Raw genomic sequence first — 21,662 nt, forward strand, 5'->3', positions numbered from 1 at the left:
GTTTTAGGTTAACAATTCGTTAATTTATTTGAAAAGCAGAATTACGTATATTTCCGTGAACATTCCTTATATCTGTGTTTTCAAACCTGATTACGGTATACGGCCATGTAATTACCTGAGTTACCAGCATTCCAGGTTCGGGGCTTTGAACCGTCGCATAAATGTAAACATCACCGGTTTTGTTTTTTGCCACTCTGTCGATTGTTACCCTGTAACCGCCGGTATTCCTTTGTCCCGCAGCTACAAGGGCATAGACAAAATTATCTTTGATCGTGTAATGAATTCCTGCCTGAGTGTATAACCGGCTTACCCATGCGGACAGTTCTTCATCGGATGCGACGGTGTCGGGTGTTACTATTTCAAAACCAATTTCTTCCGTGCTTTCCTCTGCGGAATTTTCTATAACTCCGTCCACAGTAAAATCGCCGTCAATCGCTATCAGTTTGCAGGGATATGTTATTACAGAGATAACACTTGAGTCGGGATTAGGTTCGTTTATTTTGGCAACCAAATAAACCTTTCCGGGATAAATAACGGTTGCGCTTTCGATTTCCACCGAATATCCGCCTGTTGGTTTTTCCCCTGCACAAACCAGCACATAGGTTTTGTTGTCCAATGTTTTCTGGTAAATTCCCATATTGTCTCTGTTTTCCTGTACCCAGGAATAAAGCTCTTCGTTTTCAGACAACCCTAAAATATCTATTTCTTTATATTCCGCCGGCCTTTCAACGGGAACTGTTACCGTTTCGGTTTCGGCTTTGACCAGAACGGATTTGTTTGCGCCGTCCCATTCCACAACAGCACCAAGGCCTTCGGCTGCAAAACGCAGAGGCACATAAACTTTTCCGTCCTGTATAAACGGCTCCACGTCCATTTCAATTGATTCCATTATTCCTGCAGGCTGGTTCTTTCTTTGAACTGATGCGTTTTTTTCGCCGATGAAAAATTTAACCGTTGAATTAGCTCCGTCAATTGTAATGGTTCCGGTTTCCCGGTCGAAAACCGTTACAACACCCAATTTATTAAAAAAATCGGAGTCGGTGGGTATCATTATTCTTTGATTTTTAAATATGGGCGATGTTGTAAGTTCAATTCCTTCGCCGCTGACATCGATAAATACCGTTACATCCCGGTCCGCCTGAGCGGTTGAGGGAAATACCGACAGCAAAAGCATTAATGATAAAATCAGGATGTGAATTTTCTTCATGTCATCAACTCCTTTAACCACTTTTTTGTCTCTGTCACTGTATTAGACCGAAATCAGCGAAAACGGTTCGCATTTTTCGGAATTTGTAACCATATTGTAATATAAGCCGTTGTATACGAATAAACAAAAGCGGCCGATTTTATAACCATTCTTTCTCTTTACATTGCCAAAAAGGAAAGGTAATATTATAAGAGCGGCGTGCAATCGGAGGTATTGACATGTCTTTTTCGCTTTTTTGCAATAAAACGAAAATTTGATAATCAGTAAAATTTATCGTCCATCATTTTTGGCTTTCGGCGCACATTGATAAAGAGAGTGCAGGGGTTGGTTTGCACTCTTTGTTTGGGGTTGTTTTGTTTTACCGTTTGATGCGACAACCGGGGAGGTTTTTGTATTTATGAAAAAGCTCAGGATTTTGAAGGATTTCATGAAAGGAAACCTGTTTAAGTATTTTGCAGCCGTTATATTTTCCGGCATAGCGGTTGTATTTTCAATTTTAAGTCCGATGGTAATCAGCTTTACCGTGGATTCGGTTATAGGTGACGAACCCATGGACTTACCCGCTTGGCTTATGAAACTGGTTTCTGATTTTGGCGGAAGGGATGCCTTAAGAGGAAATATATGGGTTTTGGGGCTTCTGTTTGTTTTTCTTACATTGATGACAGGTGTTTTTCAGTATATAAAAAACCGCTGGTTTGCGGTAAGTACCGAAAATGCCACGAAAAATATCCGGGATGCGTTATATGATCATCTGCAACATATGGAATATTACGAACATGTCAGATCGCAGACCGGTGATCTCACCCAGAGGTGCACCGCGGACGTGGAAACCGTTCGGAAATTCATGGCAAACCAGGTTACACAGGTCGGTGAAATATTGTTTACAGTAGCCGTCACTCTTGTGGTAATGGTGCGCCTGAATGTCGAACTCACGTTGTACTCCCTTTGCGTAGTTCCTTTTATTTTCCTTGCTTCGGTGATATTTTTCACAAAGGTCAAAAAAACTTTTCTGGAAGTTGAGGAGGCAGACTCGGAACTGCATGCGACGCTTCAGGAGAATTTGACGGGGGTACGTGTCGTCAGGGCTTTCGGAAGGCAGGAATACGAAATTGAAAAATTTAACGGAAAGAATGAAAAGTACAGGGACAAAATACGGGAATTGAACGAACTTATGGCGTGGTACTGGTCAATGAGCGATTTGTTGTGCATGGCCCAGGCGATGCTTGTGCTGTTTATTTCGGTAAGCTGGGCAGCAAACGGCAGAATTACCCTTGGAACGGTTATTCTTTTCATAACATACATAAGAAACCTGATATGGCCGATACGCCAGCTAGGAAGAGTTATTTCGGACATGGGTCAGGCCCTTGTGGCTTTCGGGAGAATTGTCGAAATACTTGAAAAACCGGCGGAGCCAAAATTCACTCAGGGGCTTACGCCTGAAATTAAGGGGCATATAGTGTTTGAAAACGTAAGTTTCCGGTATCCTGACGGAACAAACCCCATTAGGGATATTTCCTTTGAAGTAAAGCCTGGGCAGACAGTGGGAATCCTGGGGCCTACCGGATGTGGAAAGTCTTCCCTGGTGCATCTGCTGGTGCGGCTTTTTGACTATCAGGAAGGTTCAATAAAGATTGACGGGTATGAATTAAAAGACATAGACAAGAAATGGCTGAGAAGCCACATAGGAATAGTGCTTCAGGAACCGTTCCTTTTTTCGAAAACGGTGCTTGAAAACATAAAGCTTGCAAAACCTGACGCAACTATGACCGAAGTGGAACATGCAGCCAGAATTGCTGCCATACATGACACAATAATGTCATTTGAAAAAGGATACAAAACCCTGGTCGGAGAACGAGGGGTAACCCTTTCGGGAGGTCAGGTCCAGCGTGTCGCAATAGCACGCACCGTTCTGAAAGAACACCCGATACTTATCTTTGATGATTCCCTCAGTGCGGTGGATATGGAAACCGATATCATGATCCGCCGGGCATTGAAGGAACGGGCAAAGGGTGTAACCACATTTATAATTTCTCACAGAATAAACACTCTGGCTGAGGCCGATTTTATAGTGGTTATGGATAAAGGCAGGATTGTTCAGATGGGCACCCATGAGGAACTTATACGCCAGGAAGGCCTGTATTCGCGTATTTGGGCCATTCAGAGCGCTCTCGGGGAAGGGTTGGAGGTGAACGGAAATGAGTAATAACACATTTCAGGAGGAAGTATTTTCAAAAGGTGTTAACATAGATTTGTGGAAAAAGCTTTTGAAATATGCGAAACCGTATACAAAGGAATTGATACTGCTGAGTTTTTTCATGGCAATGCTGGCGGCATTTGATGCAATTATTCCGCTTATGCAGAGATATGCCATAGACAATTTTATTGTTGTGCATTCCACGTCAGGCGCTGCGGTGTTTTTTGCCGTTTACGTTCTGGTTGTGGTTTTGCAGACTATTATAATCAAGGTTATGATTTCATGCGCCGGATATGTGGAAACAGGAATATGCTATGACATAAGGAAAGACGGGTTCGAACATCTTCAGCGGCTTTCTTTCTCGTATTATGACACAACCCCGGTGGGTTGGATGATGTCGAGGCTGACGTCGGACATATGGAGGCTTGGCAACACGCTGTCATGGGGATTGGTTGACTTTGCCTGGGGCTTTTGCATGATGGTTATTACAAGTATAGTAATGCTGGTACTCGAATGGAAGCTGGCGCTGCTTACATTTACCGTAATTCCCCTTTTGTTCGTGGTTAGCATTTATTTTCAGAAAAGAATACTTCTGAACCACCGCGACATCCGTAAAACAAACTCCCTGATAACTGCCGCGTTCAACGAAGGAATTCAGGGAGTGAAAACCACAAAGACTCTTGTACGGGAAGAGGGTAATCTGGAGGATTTCATGAAACTTACAGGCGAAATGAACCGGAAATCAATAAGCGCCGCGACCTTTGCCGCAATATACATGCCCATTGTAACCCTTCTTGGAAGCATAGCCGCGGGCATAGTGCTGTGGAAGGGCGGAAACAGGCTTATGGCAGGAACACTGAGCTATGGTACGCTGGCGGCATTTATATCCTATGCCATACAGTTTTTCTTTCCGATAAGGGATATGGCAAGAATTTTCACCGATCTTCAGTCTGCGCAGGCTTCGGCGGAGCGGATAATGTCACTGCTGGAGACAAAGCCCGACATAGTGGACGACGAGGAGGAACTTGCCAGAAAGGGACTCAATGACAGAAGAAACTGGCCTAAAATAAAAGGGAACATAGTTTTTGAAAATGTTTCCTTTGCCTATAAAAACGGCGAAAAGGTGTTGGAAAACTTCAATCTGACGGTAAAGGCCGGGGAAAAGATCGCTCTTGTAGGCGATACCGGCGCAGGAAAGAGTACCATTGTTAACCTGGCCTGCAGATTTTACGAACCGACCGAAGGCAGGATTTTGATTGACGGCTATGACTATACGAAAATGCCAATGATGTGGCTGCATTCAAATCTCGGCTATGTCCTTCAAACGCCGCACCTTTTCAGCGGCACCATTAAGGAGAATATACTGTACGGTAAGCCCGACGCCACAGATGAGGAAATAATAAGAGCCAGCAAACTTGTAAACTTGCACGATATTGTGATGAAAATGGAAAAGGGATATGATACCCCTGTGGGGGAAGGTGGCTCGCTTTTATCCACAGGGGAAAAACAGCTTGTATCCTTTGCGAGGGCGATTATAGCCGATCCTGCCATATTTGTCCTTGACGAGGCGACATCGTCGGTGGATACCGAAACCGAGCATCTGATTCAGGGCGCAATAGCCAACATACTCAAAAACAGAACCAGCTTTATTATAGCCCACAGGCTTTCCACTATACGTTCATGTGACAGAATACTGGTAATAAGGGACGGCAAGATTATAGAGGAAGGAACCCATAAGGAGCTTCTGGCACGCAAAGGCCACTATGCAAAGCTTTATACCAGCCAGTTTATGATGCAGTTAAATCATAATGATACGCTGTTTAACGAAAATTAAGAAGCTGAGACTTTGAACCGGCCCCGAAATCGCACAAATCCGGCTGTTTTGAGGCCGGTTTTTTTCATGGCCGGATACGGCTCAAAGGGGGAATGGGGCTTGAAGGCGCAGATACTTGCCTTTTGAAGTTTATGCCGCCAAAATGGAGTTTAAAATTGGGTTTTTGTTTAAAATTGGGCAATATTATTGTAAAAGCTGTATATTTATGTTAAAAAGTAAGTGGGCGAAATTCTGGATATTTAAACCGGGAGGAATTTTCAATGGGTATAATATCGGATTTAAAAAAAATGGGCGGCTATGTGGTAGATGAGGAAAGTGAGGTTTCGGCACACGAAAAGGATGAAATTTCGGTGGATGCGGATGCTGCGGATGTAAACATTTATACTCATGCTCACGACAGTGTAAAAGCCCGTCTGCACGGTAAGGTTATGGCAGCCAAAGAGTCCGCCGTACCATGCCTGGAACTGAAAGAATGCGACGGTGCAGTGGTTGTAAGGGTTAAATATCCTGAAAATTTCAGTTTCCGTTTCTATTGTTCCGTGCAACTGGATGTTACAATACCCGAAAACTGGACGAATAAACTGCAGATCAGTACCGTATCAGGCGATATTTACGCAGACAAACTTACGGGTTCGGATATATTTGTAAAAAGCACTTCAGGAGATATAACAATACGGGACGTAACCGGAAAAAATATCACATCCGGAACTGTTTCGGGCGAAACCGAGATAAATAAGGCTGACGGAGAGAACGGATTTTTTGAGTCTGTTTCGGGGAGCATACGGACGGATGATGCGTCTTTTTTGTATAATTTTGAGGCAATAACGGTATCGGGGGATTTAAAAATTAATAGGCTGGAATGCGCCACGGCAAAAGCCGGGACAACCTCGGGAGATATTGAAATGGCCTGTGTAAGTGCCGGGAACGTCAAGGCTGAGACAGGCTCAGGTGACATAAAAATACGGATTGGAAAGGGTTCTTTGGAATTGATAACGTCTTCGGGTAATATAAAGGCAGAAGTAGATGAAGGTTTTAATTCAATTAAGGCGCGAAGCGTGTCGGGGGACATTAAACTCCATTTACCTGCAGCCAGTGAGTTTTCCCTGAAAGCAGAAAGCGTTTCCGGGGATATAAAATGCAATTTTCCGGTCAGGGTTGTTTCGGCCGACGACAACTGCCTGACGGGCGTTACGGGAAGCGGACGCGGTGAAATTGCCGCCAGTTCGGTATCCGGTGATGTTCTGATAACTTAACTGATATTTTAGTTCCAGCGTTTGTTCATGACAAATGATTTTATTCCTGCAGAATATTCCATTTGCGCGCGGTATGAATGACAGTTTTTACCTGTGCAGTTGGCACAAGTCTTTTTAAATTTCCAGCGCGTTTTTTTATATATAATTGACAGAAGGATAATAATTTGATATTATAAGTTTGAAGATTTAAAACGTTTACGATAAAAAGGATGCTAAAATGGCTGTAACAATAAAGGACATTGCAAAAGTAGCTGGCGTATCCTACGCTACGGTTTCGCGGGCGCTGAATGATCACCCTGAAATCAGTGACGAAACTAAAAAAAGAATTAAGGAAATAGCAAAACAGATGGGTTATACCCCAAATGCCGTTGCAAGAGGTCTGGTAAAAAAGAACACGAACATGATAGCCTTGCTGATACCTGACATAACAAATCCCTTTTACCCCGAGGTGGCGAGAGGGGTTGAAGATTTCGCGAGAGAGAACGGATATTGTGTTTTTCTGTGCAATACAAACTGGGACGAAAAAAATGAGCAGAAATACCTCAACATACTGAAAGAACGCAGGGTGGACGGCATAATCATAGCGCCTGTGTCGGTCGGCACGTACGAATACATTTCAAAGGAGAAAGAGGATATTCCCGTAGTTTATATAGGGAGCAGAACAGAAGACGACACATCAAGCTATGTCGTAATTGACGATTTTAAAGCCGGCTATATAGCCACCGAGTATCTTATAAAGCTCGGGCACAGAAATATCGCATTCATTGGCGGGCATGACAGATCCACTTCCCATATGGACCGTATAAACGGGTATAAACGTGCGCTTATGGAAAACGGGCTTGAAGCCGACATAAACAGCATCATGGGATACAGCTTCAAAAAAGAGAGCGGATACGGGACCTTTCTTGAGATGATTAAAAACAGAAAGGTGCCTTCGGCGATTGTCGCCGAAAATGACATTATTGCCCTCGGAATAATGGAATCCGCTGAAAGACACGGTTACCGTGTGCCCGATGACATTTCGATAATAGGCATAGACGACATTGAATTCGGGGCTTTGCCGAAAATAAACCTTACAACGGTGGCGCAGCCAAAATTTGAAATCGGTCAGACGGCATGCAGCATACTTCTTGATTTAATTTCAGGAAGCGTGGATTCAAGGCGGGTAATACTCGAACCCTTTTTAATAGTAAGAGGCACGTGCAAAGAGGTATGAACGGTGCCCGTTGTGAGCTTGTACTCTATTTTGTTAGCGGTAACAGGAAATTTTTGCTCCTGTTTTCGTAAACGTTTGCATATATAAAAGGGGGTTTTTGCGATGGAAGGTAAAATGAGAGGCGTAACGCTTATTGCCGACTGGGAGCCCAGGGAAGGTTTCAAACTGGGGCCGAAGGACATTGAAGGAAAGCAGACGTATCTTGGCAGCCAGGTATGGAGAAATCCAAGAATTGAAATTCGTGAGTACGACATTCCGAAACCCGGGCCGGGGGAAGTACTGGTTAAGGTTAAGGCCTGCGGTATTTGCGGTAGCGACGTGCATATGGCGCAGCCCGATGAGGAAGGCTATATATATTACCCGGGCTTAACGGGTTTTCCTGCAATTTTGGGGCATGAGCTTTCGGGAGTTGTGGTAGAAGCAGGACCCGGCGCTATAGACAAGGTAACAAATAAGCCTTTTAAAGGCGGGGAGATGGTATGTACCGAGGAAATGGTATGGTGCGGAGCCTGCCAGCCATGTGCGGACGGATTCCCCAACCACTGTGAGCGACTGGACGAGATAGGTTTCAATATAAACGGAGGTTTTGCAGATTATATTGTGCTCCCTGCAAAACTTCTGTGGAGCCTTGAACCGCTGAAAAAGATGTATAAAACCGAAGAAGAAATTTTCCTTGCCGGATCTCTTGTAGAGCCTTTTTCAGTCGCATATACCGCAGTGATACAGAGAGGTGGCGGCATTAAACCCGGCGACAATGTGGTTATATGCGGTGGAGGCCCGATTGGAATTGCGGCGTGCGCAATCCTTAAACGGCAGGGTGCCGCAAGGGTTATTCTTTCAGAACCCCAGCCTGAAAGAGCACAGCTTGGAAAACTGATGGGCGCTGATTATATTATCGATCCGACAAAAGAAGATTTCGCAGAAAGAGTTCTTGAAATAACCGAGGGAATGGGAGCAAAACTGTACCTGGAAGCAACAGGACTGCCTTCGGTTGTGTACCCCGGAATTGAAAAGGCTATATGGGAAGGAAGAACGCTTGACAGCACCGTTGTTGTTGTTGCAAGGGCAGCGGCTAAGATGCCTGTGACCGGTGAGGTGCTGCAGGTAAGAAGGGCTCAGATTGTCGGTTCTCAGGGACACTCAGGCGACGGAACATTCCCGAGGGTAATCCAGAGCATTGCTTCTGGAATGGATGTACTGCCTATGATTACAAAGAAGATTAAACTGGAAGAAGTTCCGGAAAACATAGTCATGTTAAGAACCGACAGGAAAGAATGCAAGATTACCTGTGTCATGGATTAACCGAAAGGGGAGCAAGTAAAAATGGCTGAAAAGGATAAAAAATGGCTTTTGACCGATAACCCGGCGATAATTTTCGAGGATAATGAAGTAGGAAGACTTAAAAAACAAATTTGGGACGCTTCAAAGGAAGAAATTGAAAAAATCCTTGAGGAATATGGAATACCCTCTGAGTCCGAGCTGGGCAAACCTGGCTGCTATATCCAGAATACCCCGAGATACAAGGTTATAGAAAAAAGAAGAAAAAACGACATAGTGCTGGTTCCGATAGGATGTACCGAAAACCATGGCCTGCATGCAAACAGCGGTCTTGACACCTTTATGGTGACACAGATACTTGAAGGTGTCAGAAGGTATACTGCGAAAAAAGGCTACGAAGTAAGCCTTGCTTTTCCGCCCCTCAATTACGGGGGCCATCCCTATCATCATCTCGGAATGCCCGGTACAATTGTAATGCCCGAGGAAGTGGTGAAGGAAACCCTTATTTACACAATGCTTGGCCTGTGGAATGACGGGTTCAGAAAAATAATCATGGTAAACAACCATGGGCATCTGTGGATGCTGGAATCCGCAATACAGGAGTTCATGAAGAGATATCACCTGCCCGGCATTTTCCGCGTACTGGACTGGCACAGGGCAGTACGTGAATTCTTCTACCCCGTGGACAGGGAAGACAGTATGGAAACCCATTTTGTCCATGCCGACGAGGCCGAAACATCGGTTGCCCTGCTGCTGTTCAAGGACATGGTTGACATGTCGGTAGTTCAGGACGCAGAACCTAAAAGCTTTCTTCCCGACGGGCACTTCGACAAATCGGTGGATCCGTTCAGAAGACCCCACCGCTGGTCCGAAGGGGAAGGCCATGCCGCAATAGAAAGAGCTGCGACACCTCAGGGCGTTGTGGGCAAGCCTTCGCTGGCATCGCCTGAAAAGGCGAAAAGGCCGATAGCTGCAATACTGAAGTACCTGACACTGGTTATTGACCAGATACTCGAGGCATTCCCTCCCGGAACGGTACCTCCTGTGGAAGAAACAACGCTGCGTACTGCAAAGGAAATGGAGCCGTTCCTGAAAGAACCCTTAAGTGAAGGCTGGAAATCGGTTTACGAATTACCTGCAATGGGTGTGTTCACGAAACTGTAATCCGAATGAGTCGTGGGATTCGTACGGCTGTTCCCGTACGAATCTCACGATTATTTTTTGTGAATACCGATGTAATCATGATACAAAACAAGGAGGAACCATGATAAAATACAGTGCAACCGTTGCAAGCGGCGGAACCGAAACAATGCCTTACCTTTTTAAGGGTAACGTCGAACAGGCCGTTGAAACCTGTGCAAGGAACGGTTTTGATGCGGTGGAACTGCATCTGAGAACACCCGATGATATTGACAGGCGGCGTATAAAGGATATCTGCGACATGAATGGCATTGCCGTTTCCACAATAGGTACCGGTATGGGATATACTTTTGACGGGCTGTATCTTACCGCTTCTGATGAAAATATAAGGAAGGGTGCGATTGAAAGAATTAAAAGGCATATCGATCTTGCCGCCTTTTTTAGGTGCGCCGTAATAATAGGTTCGATGCGGGGGAAAATGCCGGAAAACAACGGCAGGGAAACGGCTTTGAAAAATTACCGGGAATCCCTCCTGATATTGGCTGATTATGCCGAAAAAAAGGATGTTACCATTCTCATGGAACCCCTAAACCGGTATGAATGCAATATTCACAACACGGCGTCTGAAATGAGGGATTTTCTCATTTCTCTCGGAAGCGGCAAATTAAAAATTCTTCTTGATACGTTTCATATGAATATTGAAGAGTTTGGCCAGAACGGAATGTACGACGCAATAAGAATATGCGGGGAAATGCTGGGGCATGTGCATTTTGCCGACAGCAACAGAAAAAGGCCGGGCAGCGGGCATATAGATTTTTCCGGAATATTGAAAACGCTGAAAGAAATAGGATATGACAAATACATTGCCTTTGAATGCCTGCCGTGGCCCGACCCCGAAACTGCTTCGGCTGAAGGGCTGAAGTTTATTAAATCTCTTTAAGGAGGTGGTTAATTTGTCGGAGAAAGTTTTAAACCTTGGTATTATAGGAGCCGGCAGGATAGGGCGGCTTCATGCGGAGAATATCGTGTCCTGCTACAGAAATGTCCGACTGAAATCAGTTTCTGACCTTTACTACGAGAATCTTCAGGATTGGGCCAAAAGTCTCGGGATTGAGAATCTTACCGGAAATTACGAAGATATCCTGAATGATCCGGAAATAGATGCGGTGCTTGTATGCTCCCCGACCGACACCCATGCCCGTATTTCCATTGAAGCCGCAAGGGCCGGAAAGCATATTTTCTGTGAAAAACCCGTGGATATGGACCCCAACAGGATAAAGGAAGTACTCAGACAGGTCGAGCAGGCCGGAGTTATATTCCAGGTAGGTTTTAACAGACGCTTTGACAAGAATTTTAGAAGAGCATACGAAATGATAAGGGAAGGAAAAGTGGGTGACATACATGTTATCAGGATCACATCAAGGGATCCCGCTCCTCCGACGCCTGAATATATCCGTGCGTCGGGTGGTATTTTCATGGACATGACTATCCATGATTTTGACATGATGAGGTACCTGTCGGGCAGCGAAGTAGCCGAAGTGTACGCAACGGGGGCGGCAATGATTGACAAAAACATAGCCGAACTCGGCGACATAGATACTGCGGCGGTGGTATTAAAATTTAAGAACAATGCCATCGGAATAATAGACAACAGCAGAAAAGCGGTATACGGTTATGATCAGCGTATAGAGGTATTCGGCTCGAAAGGGTGTGTAACCGTTTCGAATGAAACCGACAGCCTCGCGGTATTAAGCAATGAAGAGGGTGTGTGGTCCGAAAAGCCGAAATATTTCTTCCTTGAAAGGTACAAAGAATCCTTTATTATAGAAATAGGAGAATTCATTGACAGTATATTAAAAGGAAAAAAACCTCCTGTCGGAGGTGTGGACGGGCTTAATTCAGTTCTGATCGCGATGGCGGCGAAAAAATCTTATTTAACCCGACAGCCCGTAAAGGTTGAATTGTGATTTTCAGTATATGTGGCATCAGGGAAAGGGTGGATTATAATAAGATGAAACTGAATAACGAAATGCAAAGGTATCTGTTCGGGGCATCGGAAATTCCGTTCAGTAAGGAATGGGGATCCAGAATAAAATCATGGATGCTGGAATTATTGAACCATTTTTACATAGAACTCGGAACAATTGAATTTTCAGGTTTTACAACAACGGATTTTCTGTCATATGAAAAAGCTTCAGCCGGTCCCTTTTCTCCGATGCCACCGGGTACAAGGTGGGGAGCAAAATGGGAATACGGATGGTTTAAGGGAACGGTATGCCTTCCTGATGAAGCGCAGGGCAGGCGAATTGTCGCAAAAATAGATACCGGGGCCGAAAGCATGGTTTTTGTGAACGGGGAGATAGCAGGGGCGATTGATCACGCCCATGAAGATATTACCCTTACCAGATCCGGCAAACCGGGGCAAGTATATGAAATTATCGTGGAAAGCTATGCAGGTCACGGCCCGCGCCTTGAAAACATAGGTCCTACACCGCCCGGAAGAGTAGCCGTCCCCGAACCGGGGAAAACCCAAGCCGTGGTGGGAAAAAGCTCGTTCGGGATATGGGATGAGGATGCTTTTCAACTATTTATAGACGTCAGTACGCTTTACAAGGTTTTAATCAGCATAAACAGTAAATCACTGCGCGCTCAGGAACTGTTTAAGGCGCTTTGTGACTTTACATTAATTGTGGATTTTGAACAGCCCTACGAAAAAAGGGTGCAAAGTTTCAGAGAATGCAGGGAAAGGCTGAAACCGTTACTTCAATGCGTAAACGGCTCCACAATGCCGTTGATGTACATATTCGGACAATCCCACCTTGATTTGGCGTGGCTGTGGACAGTTAACGAAACCAGAAGGAAGGCCGCAAGGACATTTTCAACCCAACTGGCTCTGCTGGATGAATACTCTGATTACAAATTTTTCGTCACTCAGCCGCCATTGTTTGCGATGCTGAAAGAGCTTTATCCGAAGTTATACGAACGGGTGCTGGAAAAGGTGCGGAACGGCCAGATTATGCCTGAAGGAGGAATGTGGGTGGAAGCCGATACAAATCTTCCCTCGGGTGAAAGCCTTATACGCCAGTTCATTTACGGCAAGAAATTTTTCAGGGAGGAATTCGGCATAGACAGCAAACTTCTATGGCTTCCCGATACTTTCGGTTTTTCGGCTGCGCTTCCGCAGATTGCAAAAGGCTGCGGGATAAAATATTTCTCCACGCAGAAAATTGTAAGGAACTATTACGAGGGTGATCCGTTCCCGTACAATATATTCTTCTGGGAGGGAATTGACGGAACCCAAATTCTTTCTCACATTCACAAGAAAAATAATTCCCATATCGATCCCGAAATGCTGATACAGCGCTGGGAACAGGACAGAAACCAGCAGGAGAATATTTCAGCGTTTATTTTCCCCTTTGGTTTTGGAGACGGCGGCGGTGGCCCGACAAGGTATCATATCGAATACGCGGAAAGAATGAAGGATCTTGAAGGTGTGCCGCGTACCAGGATGAGCCATCCGAATGAATTTTTCGAGAATATAGAGAATAACGGCCTGCCCGAAAACAGGTATGTCGGCGAGTTGTATTTCCAGGCCCATAGGGGTACTTACACGACACAGGCAAAAACCAAAAAAGGAAACAGAAAATCGGAATTTGCGCTGAGGGAATGCGAGTTCTGGCTTACTGTGGCGAATAAACTCAAAGGCTTTGAATATCCGTACGAAGAACTGGAAAGTTTATGGAAAAAAGTACTGTTTAACCAGTTCCATGATGTCCTTGCCGGAACGTCCATAAAAAAGGTTCACGAAGAGGCTGTGGCGGATTATGAAATGGTCATGAAAAAAGCCGGGGAACTTAAAAACAGGGCCTTGGCGGCGTTAACCGACCGGGGCGGCAAAATAACCGTTTTCAATTCATTTTCATGGGACAGGGAGGAATTAATACCTTTACCCGCCGGGGTTAAATCCGTCAAATCGGGTGAAGGAGAAATAATGCCCGTTCAGAATATAATGGGAACGTATTATGCGCTGGTAAAAATACCGGCGTGCGGATGGACTGTTTTTGAACCTGCCGATGAAACCGTCCATGAAAGTATAAATGTGAAGGCAGGGGAATATTTCCTCGAAAACGAATGTTTGCGGGTTGTATTTAATAAAACCGGCCAGATTGTAAGTATTGTGGACAAACAAACCGGCTTTGAAACGGTAAAAGGTCTTTGCAATGATTTCAGAATGTACCGGGATGTAACTTCAAACTATGATGCTTGGGACATCGACAGTATGTACGAAAAGGTTCCGGTTCCGCTGGATGACATAGCTGAAATGGAAATATTGTATCAGGGAAATCTTGAGGCCGCAATAAGGATAAAACGCAGACTCAATAATTCTGAAATGACGCAGGTAGTAACATTAAGAAGTAACAGCAGAAGGGTGGATTTTAAAACGATAATAGACTGGAAAGAGGATCATAAATTACTTAAAGTGAATTTCTCAACTAATATTCACACCGATGAGGCGCTGCATGAAATTCAGTTCGGTTATGTCAAAAGGCCGAATCACAAATCCAGAAGGTATGACGCCGACAGATTTGAGGTATGCAATCATAAATGGACGGCGATCGCAGAAGGGAAAAGAGGCTTTGCCGTACTAAATGACTGCAAATACGGGGTTAACGTAACCGACGGCAGTATAAACCTTACGCTGCTGAAATCGCCGTTGGTTCCCGATATGACCGCCGACAGGGGAATACATGAATTTACCTATTCGTTTTATATATGGAACGGGAATTTCTGTGACAGCAATGTAATCAGCGAAGCATACAACCTGAATTCGCCCGTCTGCGTAACAGAAGGTGATGCCGGTGAAATCAGGCTTTTTGACATTGATCAGGAGAATATAATTCTTGAAACCGTTAAGCTTGCCGAAGACAGATCGGGAGACGTTATTCTGAGACTGTACGAAAGCACGGGCTCCACTTCGGTATGCAGCCTGCGGACTGTTTTACCGGTCGATAAGGCATGGGAGACAAATATGCTCGAGGAATTTGAAAAGGAAATTGAAATTGAAAAGAAAACCGTCCGGTTGTTTTTCAGGCCCTTTGAAATAAAAACCTTAAGGCTCAGGATAAAATCCTGAAGAAAAAAGCCCGGATGTTTAAACAGTCCGGGCTTTTTTCATGCATAATAAACGTAAACATTATTGTTCGGTTTCAAGAAAAGATTTTTGTTTTCTGAAACTGTTCGGCGTGTATCCGTATCTGGCCTTAAACTGCTGTATGAAATACGCGGGAGTGTTGAAACCCACTTCATGGGCTATTTGCTGTATTGTCAGGTCACTGTTGAGGAGAAGGTCCATGGCCAGTTCAAATTTAAGTTCCTTAACATATGTAACGAAATTAACCCCGGTATTTTCCTTGAATAATTTGCTTAAATAAGCGGGACTGATATTGATATGCTCCGCCACTTCATCAAGGGAAATGTCTTTTTTTATATTGTTATAAATATACCGTTTTGCTTTATTTATAAGAATTGCATTCTGGCTTTCAGCCCTTTCATTCAGACCGTTAATCACGCTTCTTGCCAGTTCAACAATCCAGTCACAGAATTCATTTACATTGTTAATGTTTTTAAACACCGCATAAATATCTTTTTTCTCAATATCCTTGAACTGGTATTTCATGTCCCGTATGTACCGTGAAACGATATTTACGAATTCAAACATTACCTGGTTCAAATGGTCAGCGGAATAGCCGCCTTTACTACACAGACTTCTGAATTTGTCCATCAGTTCCTTTATCCTGTTGATATTTTGAAGCTTAAGACTTTCCTGAAACTTCATGATTAAACCCGGCGGTATATGTTCCTGACAGTTTTCCCTTTCCAGAGTGTCCGCATGAAGCAGCGGAACATGGGGATAGAAAAATCTGTACTTAAGCAGTGTTTTGGTATCATTGAACGAATTGTGAACATTAAGTATGTTATCCACCCATCGGCCCAATGCGGCGGTTATTGTGACATAAAAACTGTTATAGGCATATGATGATAAATTTGAAACAATTTTACCTATTTCCTTCTCATCCGTCGTAGTTGCGCCGACAATAACGCCAATCCGGAAATCAGGCAAATCCACCGCAATGAATTTAAGACTGTCATTGCTGTTTTTTTCTGTTTCATCAATTAGGTTGTATTTCAGGAAATGCATGTTTTCAACGCTGAGATAGGATATATCCCTCAGTGATTCTATTTCAATTGTCATTGCGGCATAATACGGAAAGTCCATGTCGATGTTTATCAGTCTGAATTTCTCCCTTGCTTCGTTGACATTTATAATCTGATTATGCAAAAGCCCCATAATCAGGTTGTATTTTATTATCGGAATATTGTTTTTTAAAGTTTTCGTCAAATCGTCGATGGTTAAATATAAATTGTCAATCGCGTTGTCAATGATTTTAAATTCATTGGCTTTATGCTGAATGCCGGTGTTTATAACAAGCTGCCTGCTTCTTTTGTTTCCGGCGTTTACATTACCGATGAGTGATCTGATTTTATCAAGCAGCAGTTTCAGGGGGTTATACAGATTTTTTGTTATCAGCGAGGCGATGACCGTACCGATGATTATTGACATGAGGCACAGAATAACAAGCATTCGGGTCAGCGACGCGGTTTTTTCATAAAACTGCGACAGAGGAGTTATGTTGATTAATATCCAGCCGGTGTCGGGAAAACTTGTATACGATATCATGCTCTTTACGCCGTTAACTTCATCCACCGTGCTGCCGTAAAGCATGCGTGAATCAAGTATATGCTCAATGTATTTCTGATCGTTCAGGCATTCATTCAGCATGTCTTTTTCGGGATGGGAAATTATTTCGCCGGTACCGCTGATTATAAACGTATTCGTGTATTCCGACGGTGCGCTCATTTTTATTAAATCGCTGAATATGCTTTCATTTATGTCAATGGCTATGAATCCATCACTGTTTATTCCCGTTGAAATGACAGGGTATGATCGTACATATGTGAGCAGATTAATCTTCAGGCTGGTATCGGGGCGTTCGAGGTTTAGCGGAACCTTCCTCGTTTCAAGCCATATATGGCTTGTGTTTTTACCCGACATTTCGTTTATCCAGTCCTGATTCATGTAATACGGCCAGTTGGTTTCGTTTAGATATTTAACACCCAATGAGGACGAGATCAGTATTTTCTGTTTTTTATAATAAATGTGGATATTGGAAATAACGGTGGAATTGTTGGACACTATTTTTTTTAAATAGTTATACGTCTGGAGTATTTTTGTATGGTTGCCCGAGACGTCATCGTGAAAACCGAACAGGTCGTTTGTATTGCTTATAAATTCATGAACCAAAATCATGTAATTGCTTTCAACCGTTTCAATAATTTTCGTATTCAGTGTGTTTTTTACCTGTTCAAGCATTTTTAAATGGACATTTTCCACCGCTTCATTATAACTTGCGGTAAAATAAAAATAAAAAGTTCCTCCCAATACCAGCGTGATAAAAAGGACTATGATTATATACGAAAGGATCATTTTGTTAAAAATGGAGTCCAAATTGGGAAATCGGTTGAAAATTTTCATAATTTTACTCCCGTAACCCGCTCCGATAAGTTAATTTCTCTGGGTATTTATGTATATATGTCTGTATTATTATATCATTCCAACGGATTTTGTGAAAGAGAATATAAAAATATTGATATTGGTTAAAAAAATTATATTTAAAATTTAAAGATTTTTACATGATAAAAAAATGATTTTATTGAAAACAGAGGTATTATGGGCTTAACATTTAATTGTCATTTCCACCGGATGTTTGAACATTCATATACTTAGGAGTGATTATAATTGAAAACTAAAACAAATTCATCTGTCGCAGAAAACCGTTTTATCAGAACACTATACCAATACTGGAAATACAGGTATCTGGTTATATTGTTTCTGCCGGGCATCATATATTTTATAATTTTTAAATATCTGCCAATTTATGGTCTTGTGCTTGCATTTAAAGACTACAGATTCCTTGACGGTATCATGGGGAGTCCCTGGGTAGGTCTGAAACATTTCCGTGAGATGTTTGCACTGCAAAGCTTCTGGGAGGTTTTCAGAAATACCGTAATAATAAGTTTTTATAATCTGATTTTCGGTTTTCCCGCCCCGATAATATTTGCGCTGTTGCTGAACGAGATAGGAAACACCCATTATAAAAAAATTGTCCAGACCATAAGTTATCTTCCTCATTTTGTGTCGTGGGTAATTCTGGGTGGGCTGTTTATGCAGTTCCTTTCACCCTCCATAGGCCCGATAAACATTTTGATTAAATCGCTTGGAGGCACACCGATTTATTTCCTGGCAGATCCCAAATGGTTCAGGGCAGTTTTGGTGGTAACCGAAATGTGGAAATCGTTAGGGTGGGGATCTATTGTTTATCTTGCTGCAATAAGCGGAATAGACCCGAGTTTGTATGAATCGGCGTCTATTGACGGGGCCGGAAGATGGCAGAAAGTAATACATATAACACTGCCGTCAATGACTCCGGTTATAACAATCATGCTGATACTTAATGTCGGCAAACTGGTAAACGACAATTTCGATCAGATCTTCAACCTTTATAATCCTGCGGTTTATAAAGTCGCTGATGTTATCAGCACGTATACTTACAGAATGGGTCTTGAAAATATGAGATACAGTTTTTCCACGGCAGTTGGGCTTTTTAGAAATGTGATATCCTTTACGCTTCTGGTTATTGCCAATCAGATAAGCAAAAGGATAAATGATTACGGTATTTGGTAGAAAAGAGGCGATTAAAGTTGGCTGTTAGAAAAGCTTCAAAGGGAGAAAAAACATTTGACGTTTTTAATTACACTTTCATGTTCCTGCTGTGCGTAACAACCATATATCCTTTTCTGTACCTGTTTTCAAACTCGCTTGCTTCAACTGAAATAGCTCAGACGCAGATAACTATTATCCCTAAAAGCGTAACGTTTGAAAATTATAAAAGGGTGCTTACAAATCCGTTAATTGCAGCAGGGTATTATAATACAATTTTAAGGACCGTGCTGGGGACTTTTCTGAGCCTCATAACAACTTTTGCACTGGCTTATCCGTTATCAAAAAGATATTTTCCCAACAGAAATTTCTGGACAGGAATTATTGTGTTTACGATGTTTTTCGGCGGCGGGATGATTCCAACATACATACTGGTACGCAATCTGAACCTCATGAACACAATATGGGCACTTATACTGCCTGAACTGGTTAGCGCATATAATTTCGTTATTGTAAGAAATTACATGATGTCGCTTCCTGAAAGTATAGAAGAGTCGGCCAGAATTGACGGTGCAAACGACATAATTATATTAATCCGCATTGTGTTGCCTGTCTGCAAACCCATACTTGCAACTGTTGCCCTGTGGATTGCCGTGTGGCACTGGAACAGCTGGTTTGACAGTATGATTTATTCGCAAAAGGCCGAAAAGCAGGTTGTGCAGCTTATTATGCGAAGAATTGTTCTGGAAGGTTCGCAGCAGGTGATGAATATGTCAACAATGGATGAGAGCGGTATGAGGGTTGTTACCCCAGAAAGCTTGAAAGCTGCAACGGTAATGGTAACTACAATTCCAATACTGATGGTATATCCGTTTATCCAGAAGTATTTTGTAAAGGGCGTTATGCTCGGATCGCTGAAAGGATAGCAGTATTTTGTTATTTTCAGACGGTTTTTAGAACTGTCTGTAAAATATATAATAATTGAAGGGGAGGAAGTGGACCGTATGAAAAAAAGTAAAGCTCTGCTGATTTTGGTTTTACTCATCAGCCTGATTATGACGACGGTTGTCGGTTGCGGACAGGCAAAGGTATCACAAAACGACGGGCAGAAAGCAGACAACAGTGGGCAACAACAGGGACAGGCAAAAGAGCCGGACGATCCTTATGCACCCGAAGAAGGGAAAAAGTACAGGATTTCATGGACCAACTATCAGATTCAGCCTGCCGAAGAGGGCGCAATTATTTTAAAAATGCTGGAAGAGAAATTCAATGTTGAAATTGATCTTTGGAACATGGAACATTCAAGGTATCATGAACTGCTGAACTTAAGGCTTGCGTCGGGCGAAATACCTGACGTGTTCCGTATGACCGATCCCAACACCCTGTTGACATACGCAGAACAGGGAGTTCTGGCCGAACTGCCCGAGGACTTTTTGCGGAAATATGCCCCTGACATATTAAAGGTAATAGAGGAAAATGCACCCGGTTATATGGATTTCGGAAAAGTCAACGGCGTTCAGTACGCAATACCAGCGATAAATCCTACAAACATCTTCAGACTGCCTCTTGTTTATCGCCTTGACTGGATGGAAAATGTGGGTGTTACCAAAACCCCCGAGACTCTGGAAGAGTTTGAAGAACTGATGTATAAATTTGCAAAAGAAGATCCCGACAGAAACGGAAAAGACGACACATATGGCTGTTCACAGACGGTATTGTATCCCGTGCTCGGCGCTTTTGGACTGGTCATCGATTTTGGCGGCAGCTCATTTTTTGTGGAAAGAGACGGAAAACTCATAGACAGCGCCGTGGCTCCTGAACTGAAGGATGCTCTTGCCATTCTGGCAAAATGGTACAAGGACGGAGTTCTTGATCCCGAGTTTATTACCGGTGAAAATTACGGCGGTTACTGGGCTTTGTCTCATGCATTCATCAACGGAAGGATTGGTTATTCAAGTTTGGGTAACTATTATCACTGGCTTCCCGAAGGGGCATACATGATTCCCACTGAAGACGGTACCGAAATACCAAGCAGCGATGAAGCAAATGCGAGAGAAATAAAACTCGTTAATCCGAACGCAAAATGGATACAGGGAATGCCGCTTTTGGGCCCAACAGGCCAGAGAGGCATAAAGGCCTATAACAGACTGATGAATTTCTACGGTATCGGAAAACTTGCTGAAAAAGATAAAGGAAAAATGGGCAAAATTATGGAAATTTTCAATTACGTAAGCGCAACACCCGACCTGGATGAAAGAACGACTTACAGATGGGGAATAAAAGGCGTTCATTGGGACTGGATAAACAAGGAAATGGAGACAATAAAGATACTTCCTCCGTATGATACCGAATCGGGTTATGAGAACAGAATCGGTGCCAACCTGGGTATGACGCTTCCGTATCCGCCTAAGGCGCCAAGAGAACAGTGGGCTTATGAACACGGACTTGATAAGTATGCTATAGAATCACCCATTCAGATTGGATTACCTAAAGCAATGCAATATAGTGCAGAGCTGATCAAAATAAGGGATGAAGCCATTGTTGCGATAATTACGGGCGACAAGCCGCTGGATTATTTTGAGGAATATGTGCAGATTTACATGGCTGCAGGCGGTAAGGAAGTAGAAGATGAAGCAAACGAATACTACAAATCAATAAAGATTAACCGGTATATGACCCCTATTTTTGCCGTGTCATTTAAAGAAATAAATGGACTGGTGGCTGTTTAATCAGTCCATTTATTTCTTAATAAATCGAAATC

The 21,662-nt window shown here is 43.2% G+C and carries 14 protein-coding genes; 12 read left to right on the forward strand and 2 right to left on the reverse strand.

The window, feature by feature from the left end:
- Positions 1-19 precede the first annotated feature (19 nt).
- Positions 20-1,207 carry a stalk domain-containing protein gene (locus CST_RS04815; protein WP_015358712.1) on the reverse strand — a complete coding sequence of 396 codons (1,188 nt, stop codon included), beginning with the start codon at positions 1,205-1,207 and terminating at the stop codon, positions 20-22.
- 397 nt (positions 1,208-1,604) lie between these two features.
- Here CST_RS04815 and CST_RS04820 point away from each other — a divergent pair, with 397 nt between their 5' ends.
- The 9 genes from CST_RS04820 to CST_RS04860 all read left to right on the forward strand — a co-directional run bounded on the left by CST_RS04820 (position 1,605) and on the right by CST_RS04860 (position 15,256).
- Positions 1,605-3,410 carry an ABC transporter ATP-binding protein gene (locus tag CST_RS04820; RefSeq protein ID WP_015358714.1) on the forward strand — a complete coding sequence of 602 codons (1,806 nt, stop codon included), beginning with the start codon at positions 1,605-1,607 and terminating at the stop codon, positions 3,408-3,410.
- Positions 3,403-5,235: an ABC transporter ATP-binding protein gene (locus CST_RS04825; RefSeq protein ID WP_015358715.1), complete on the forward strand. Its 1,833-nt coding sequence runs from the start codon at positions 3,403-3,405 to the stop codon at positions 5,233-5,235. Before CST_RS04820 ends, CST_RS04825 begins: the two co-directional genes overlap by 8 nt.
- A 260-nt stretch (positions 5,236-5,495) precedes the next feature.
- Positions 5,496-6,488, forward strand: coding sequence for a DUF4097 family beta strand repeat-containing protein (locus CST_RS04830; RefSeq protein ID WP_015358717.1), 993 nt, complete (start codon positions 5,496-5,498; stop codon positions 6,486-6,488).
- 217 nt (positions 6,489-6,705) lie between these two features.
- Positions 6,706-7,704 (forward strand): LacI family DNA-binding transcriptional regulator, encoded by a 999-nt coding sequence (locus tag CST_RS04835; protein ID WP_015358718.1) that lies wholly within the window; start codon positions 6,706-6,708, stop codon positions 7,702-7,704.
- Between the two features lie 102 nt (positions 7,705-7,806).
- Positions 7,807-9,006: a scyllo-inosose 3-dehydrogenase gene (gene iolM / locus CST_RS04840; RefSeq protein WP_015358719.1), complete on the forward strand. Its 1,200-nt coding sequence runs from the start codon at positions 7,807-7,809 to the stop codon at positions 9,004-9,006.
- Between the two features lie 21 nt (positions 9,007-9,027).
- Positions 9,028-10,146 carry a 3-dehydro-scyllo-inosose hydrolase gene (gene iolN, locus CST_RS04845; protein ID WP_015358720.1) on the forward strand — a complete coding sequence of 373 codons (1,119 nt, stop codon included), beginning with the start codon at positions 9,028-9,030 and terminating at the stop codon, positions 10,144-10,146.
- A 100-nt stretch (positions 10,147-10,246) separates the two neighbouring features.
- On the forward strand, positions 10,247-11,062 hold the full coding sequence (locus tag CST_RS04850) for a sugar phosphate isomerase/epimerase family protein (protein ID WP_015358721.1): 816 nt from the start codon (positions 10,247-10,249) through the stop codon (positions 11,060-11,062).
- Between the two features lie 13 nt (positions 11,063-11,075).
- On the forward strand, positions 11,076-12,089 hold the full coding sequence (iolG, locus tag CST_RS04855) for an inositol 2-dehydrogenase (RefSeq protein ID WP_015358722.1): 1,014 nt from the start codon (positions 11,076-11,078) through the stop codon (positions 12,087-12,089).
- Between the two features lie 44 nt (positions 12,090-12,133).
- The gene (locus CST_RS04860) at positions 12,134-15,256 is read left to right on the forward strand and encodes an alpha-mannosidase (protein WP_015484944.1); all 3,123 of its coding nucleotides are present in this window, start codon (positions 12,134-12,136) and stop codon (positions 15,254-15,256) included.
- A gap of 60 nt (positions 15,257-15,316) precedes the next feature.
- Here the strand turns inward: CST_RS04860 and CST_RS04865 are convergent, their stop codons facing one another.
- Positions 15,317-17,716, reverse strand: coding sequence for an AraC family transcriptional regulator (locus tag CST_RS04865; protein WP_023559463.1), 2,400 nt, complete (start codon positions 17,714-17,716; stop codon positions 15,317-15,319).
- A 264-nt stretch (positions 17,717-17,980) separates the two neighbouring features.
- Between CST_RS04865 and CST_RS04870 the strand changes: the two genes are divergently transcribed.
- The 3 genes from CST_RS04870 (at position 17,981) to CST_RS04880 (ending at position 21,630) form a co-directional block, all read left to right on the forward strand.
- A complete protein-coding gene (locus CST_RS04870) occupies positions 17,981-18,925 on the forward strand; it encodes an ABC transporter permease (protein ID WP_015358726.1) in 945 nt (314 codons plus the stop codon).
- A gap of 17 nt (positions 18,926-18,942) precedes the next feature.
- On the forward strand, positions 18,943-19,827 hold the full coding sequence (locus CST_RS04875; protein ID WP_015358727.1) for a carbohydrate ABC transporter permease: 885 nt from the start codon (positions 18,943-18,945) through the stop codon (positions 19,825-19,827).
- Positions 19,828-19,905: 78 nt separating this feature from the next.
- The gene (locus CST_RS04880) at positions 19,906-21,630 is read left to right on the forward strand and encodes an extracellular solute-binding protein (protein WP_015358728.1); all 1,725 of its coding nucleotides are present in this window, start codon (positions 19,906-19,908) and stop codon (positions 21,628-21,630) included.
- Positions 21,631-21,662: the final 32 nt, after the last annotated feature.

The sequence above is a fragment of the Thermoclostridium stercorarium subsp. stercorarium DSM 8532 genome (genome assembly GCF_000331995.1).
Classification (GTDB): Bacteria; Bacillota; Clostridia; order DSM-8532; family DSM-8532; genus Thermoclostridium; species Thermoclostridium stercorarium.

Bases quoted from the DNA above. Each gene is read 5' to 3' on its own strand.
- CST_RS04815 (WP_015358712.1), bottom strand. From the start codon at position 1,207: ATGAAGAAAATTCACATCCTGATTTTATCATTAATGCTTTTGCTGTCG.
- CST_RS04820 (WP_015358714.1), top strand. From the start codon at position 1,605: ATGAAAAAGCTCAGGATTTTGAAGGATTTCATGAAAGGAAACCTGTTT.
- CST_RS04825 (WP_015358715.1), top strand. From the start codon at position 3,403: ATGAGTAATAACACATTTCAGGAGGAAGTATTTTCAAAAGGTGTTAAC.
- CST_RS04830 (WP_015358717.1), top strand. From the start codon at position 5,496: ATGGGTATAATATCGGATTTAAAAAAAATGGGCGGCTATGTGGTAGAT.
- CST_RS04835 (WP_015358718.1), top strand. From the start codon at position 6,706: ATGGCTGTAACAATAAAGGACATTGCAAAAGTAGCTGGCGTATCCTAC.
- iolM (WP_015358719.1), top strand. From the start codon at position 7,807: ATGGAAGGTAAAATGAGAGGCGTAACGCTTATTGCCGACTGGGAGCCC.
- iolN (WP_015358720.1), top strand. From the start codon at position 9,028: ATGGCTGAAAAGGATAAAAAATGGCTTTTGACCGATAACCCGGCGATA.
- CST_RS04850 (WP_015358721.1), top strand. From the start codon at position 10,247: ATGATAAAATACAGTGCAACCGTTGCAAGCGGCGGAACCGAAACAATG.
- CST_RS04860 (WP_015484944.1), top strand. From the start codon at position 12,134: ATGAAACTGAATAACGAAATGCAAAGGTATCTGTTCGGGGCATCGGAA.
- CST_RS04865 (WP_023559463.1), bottom strand. From the start codon at position 17,716: ATGAAAATTTTCAACCGATTTCCCAATTTGGACTCCATTTTTAACAAA.
- CST_RS04880 (WP_015358728.1), top strand. From the start codon at position 19,906: ATGAAAAAAAGTAAAGCTCTGCTGATTTTGGTTTTACTCATCAGCCTG.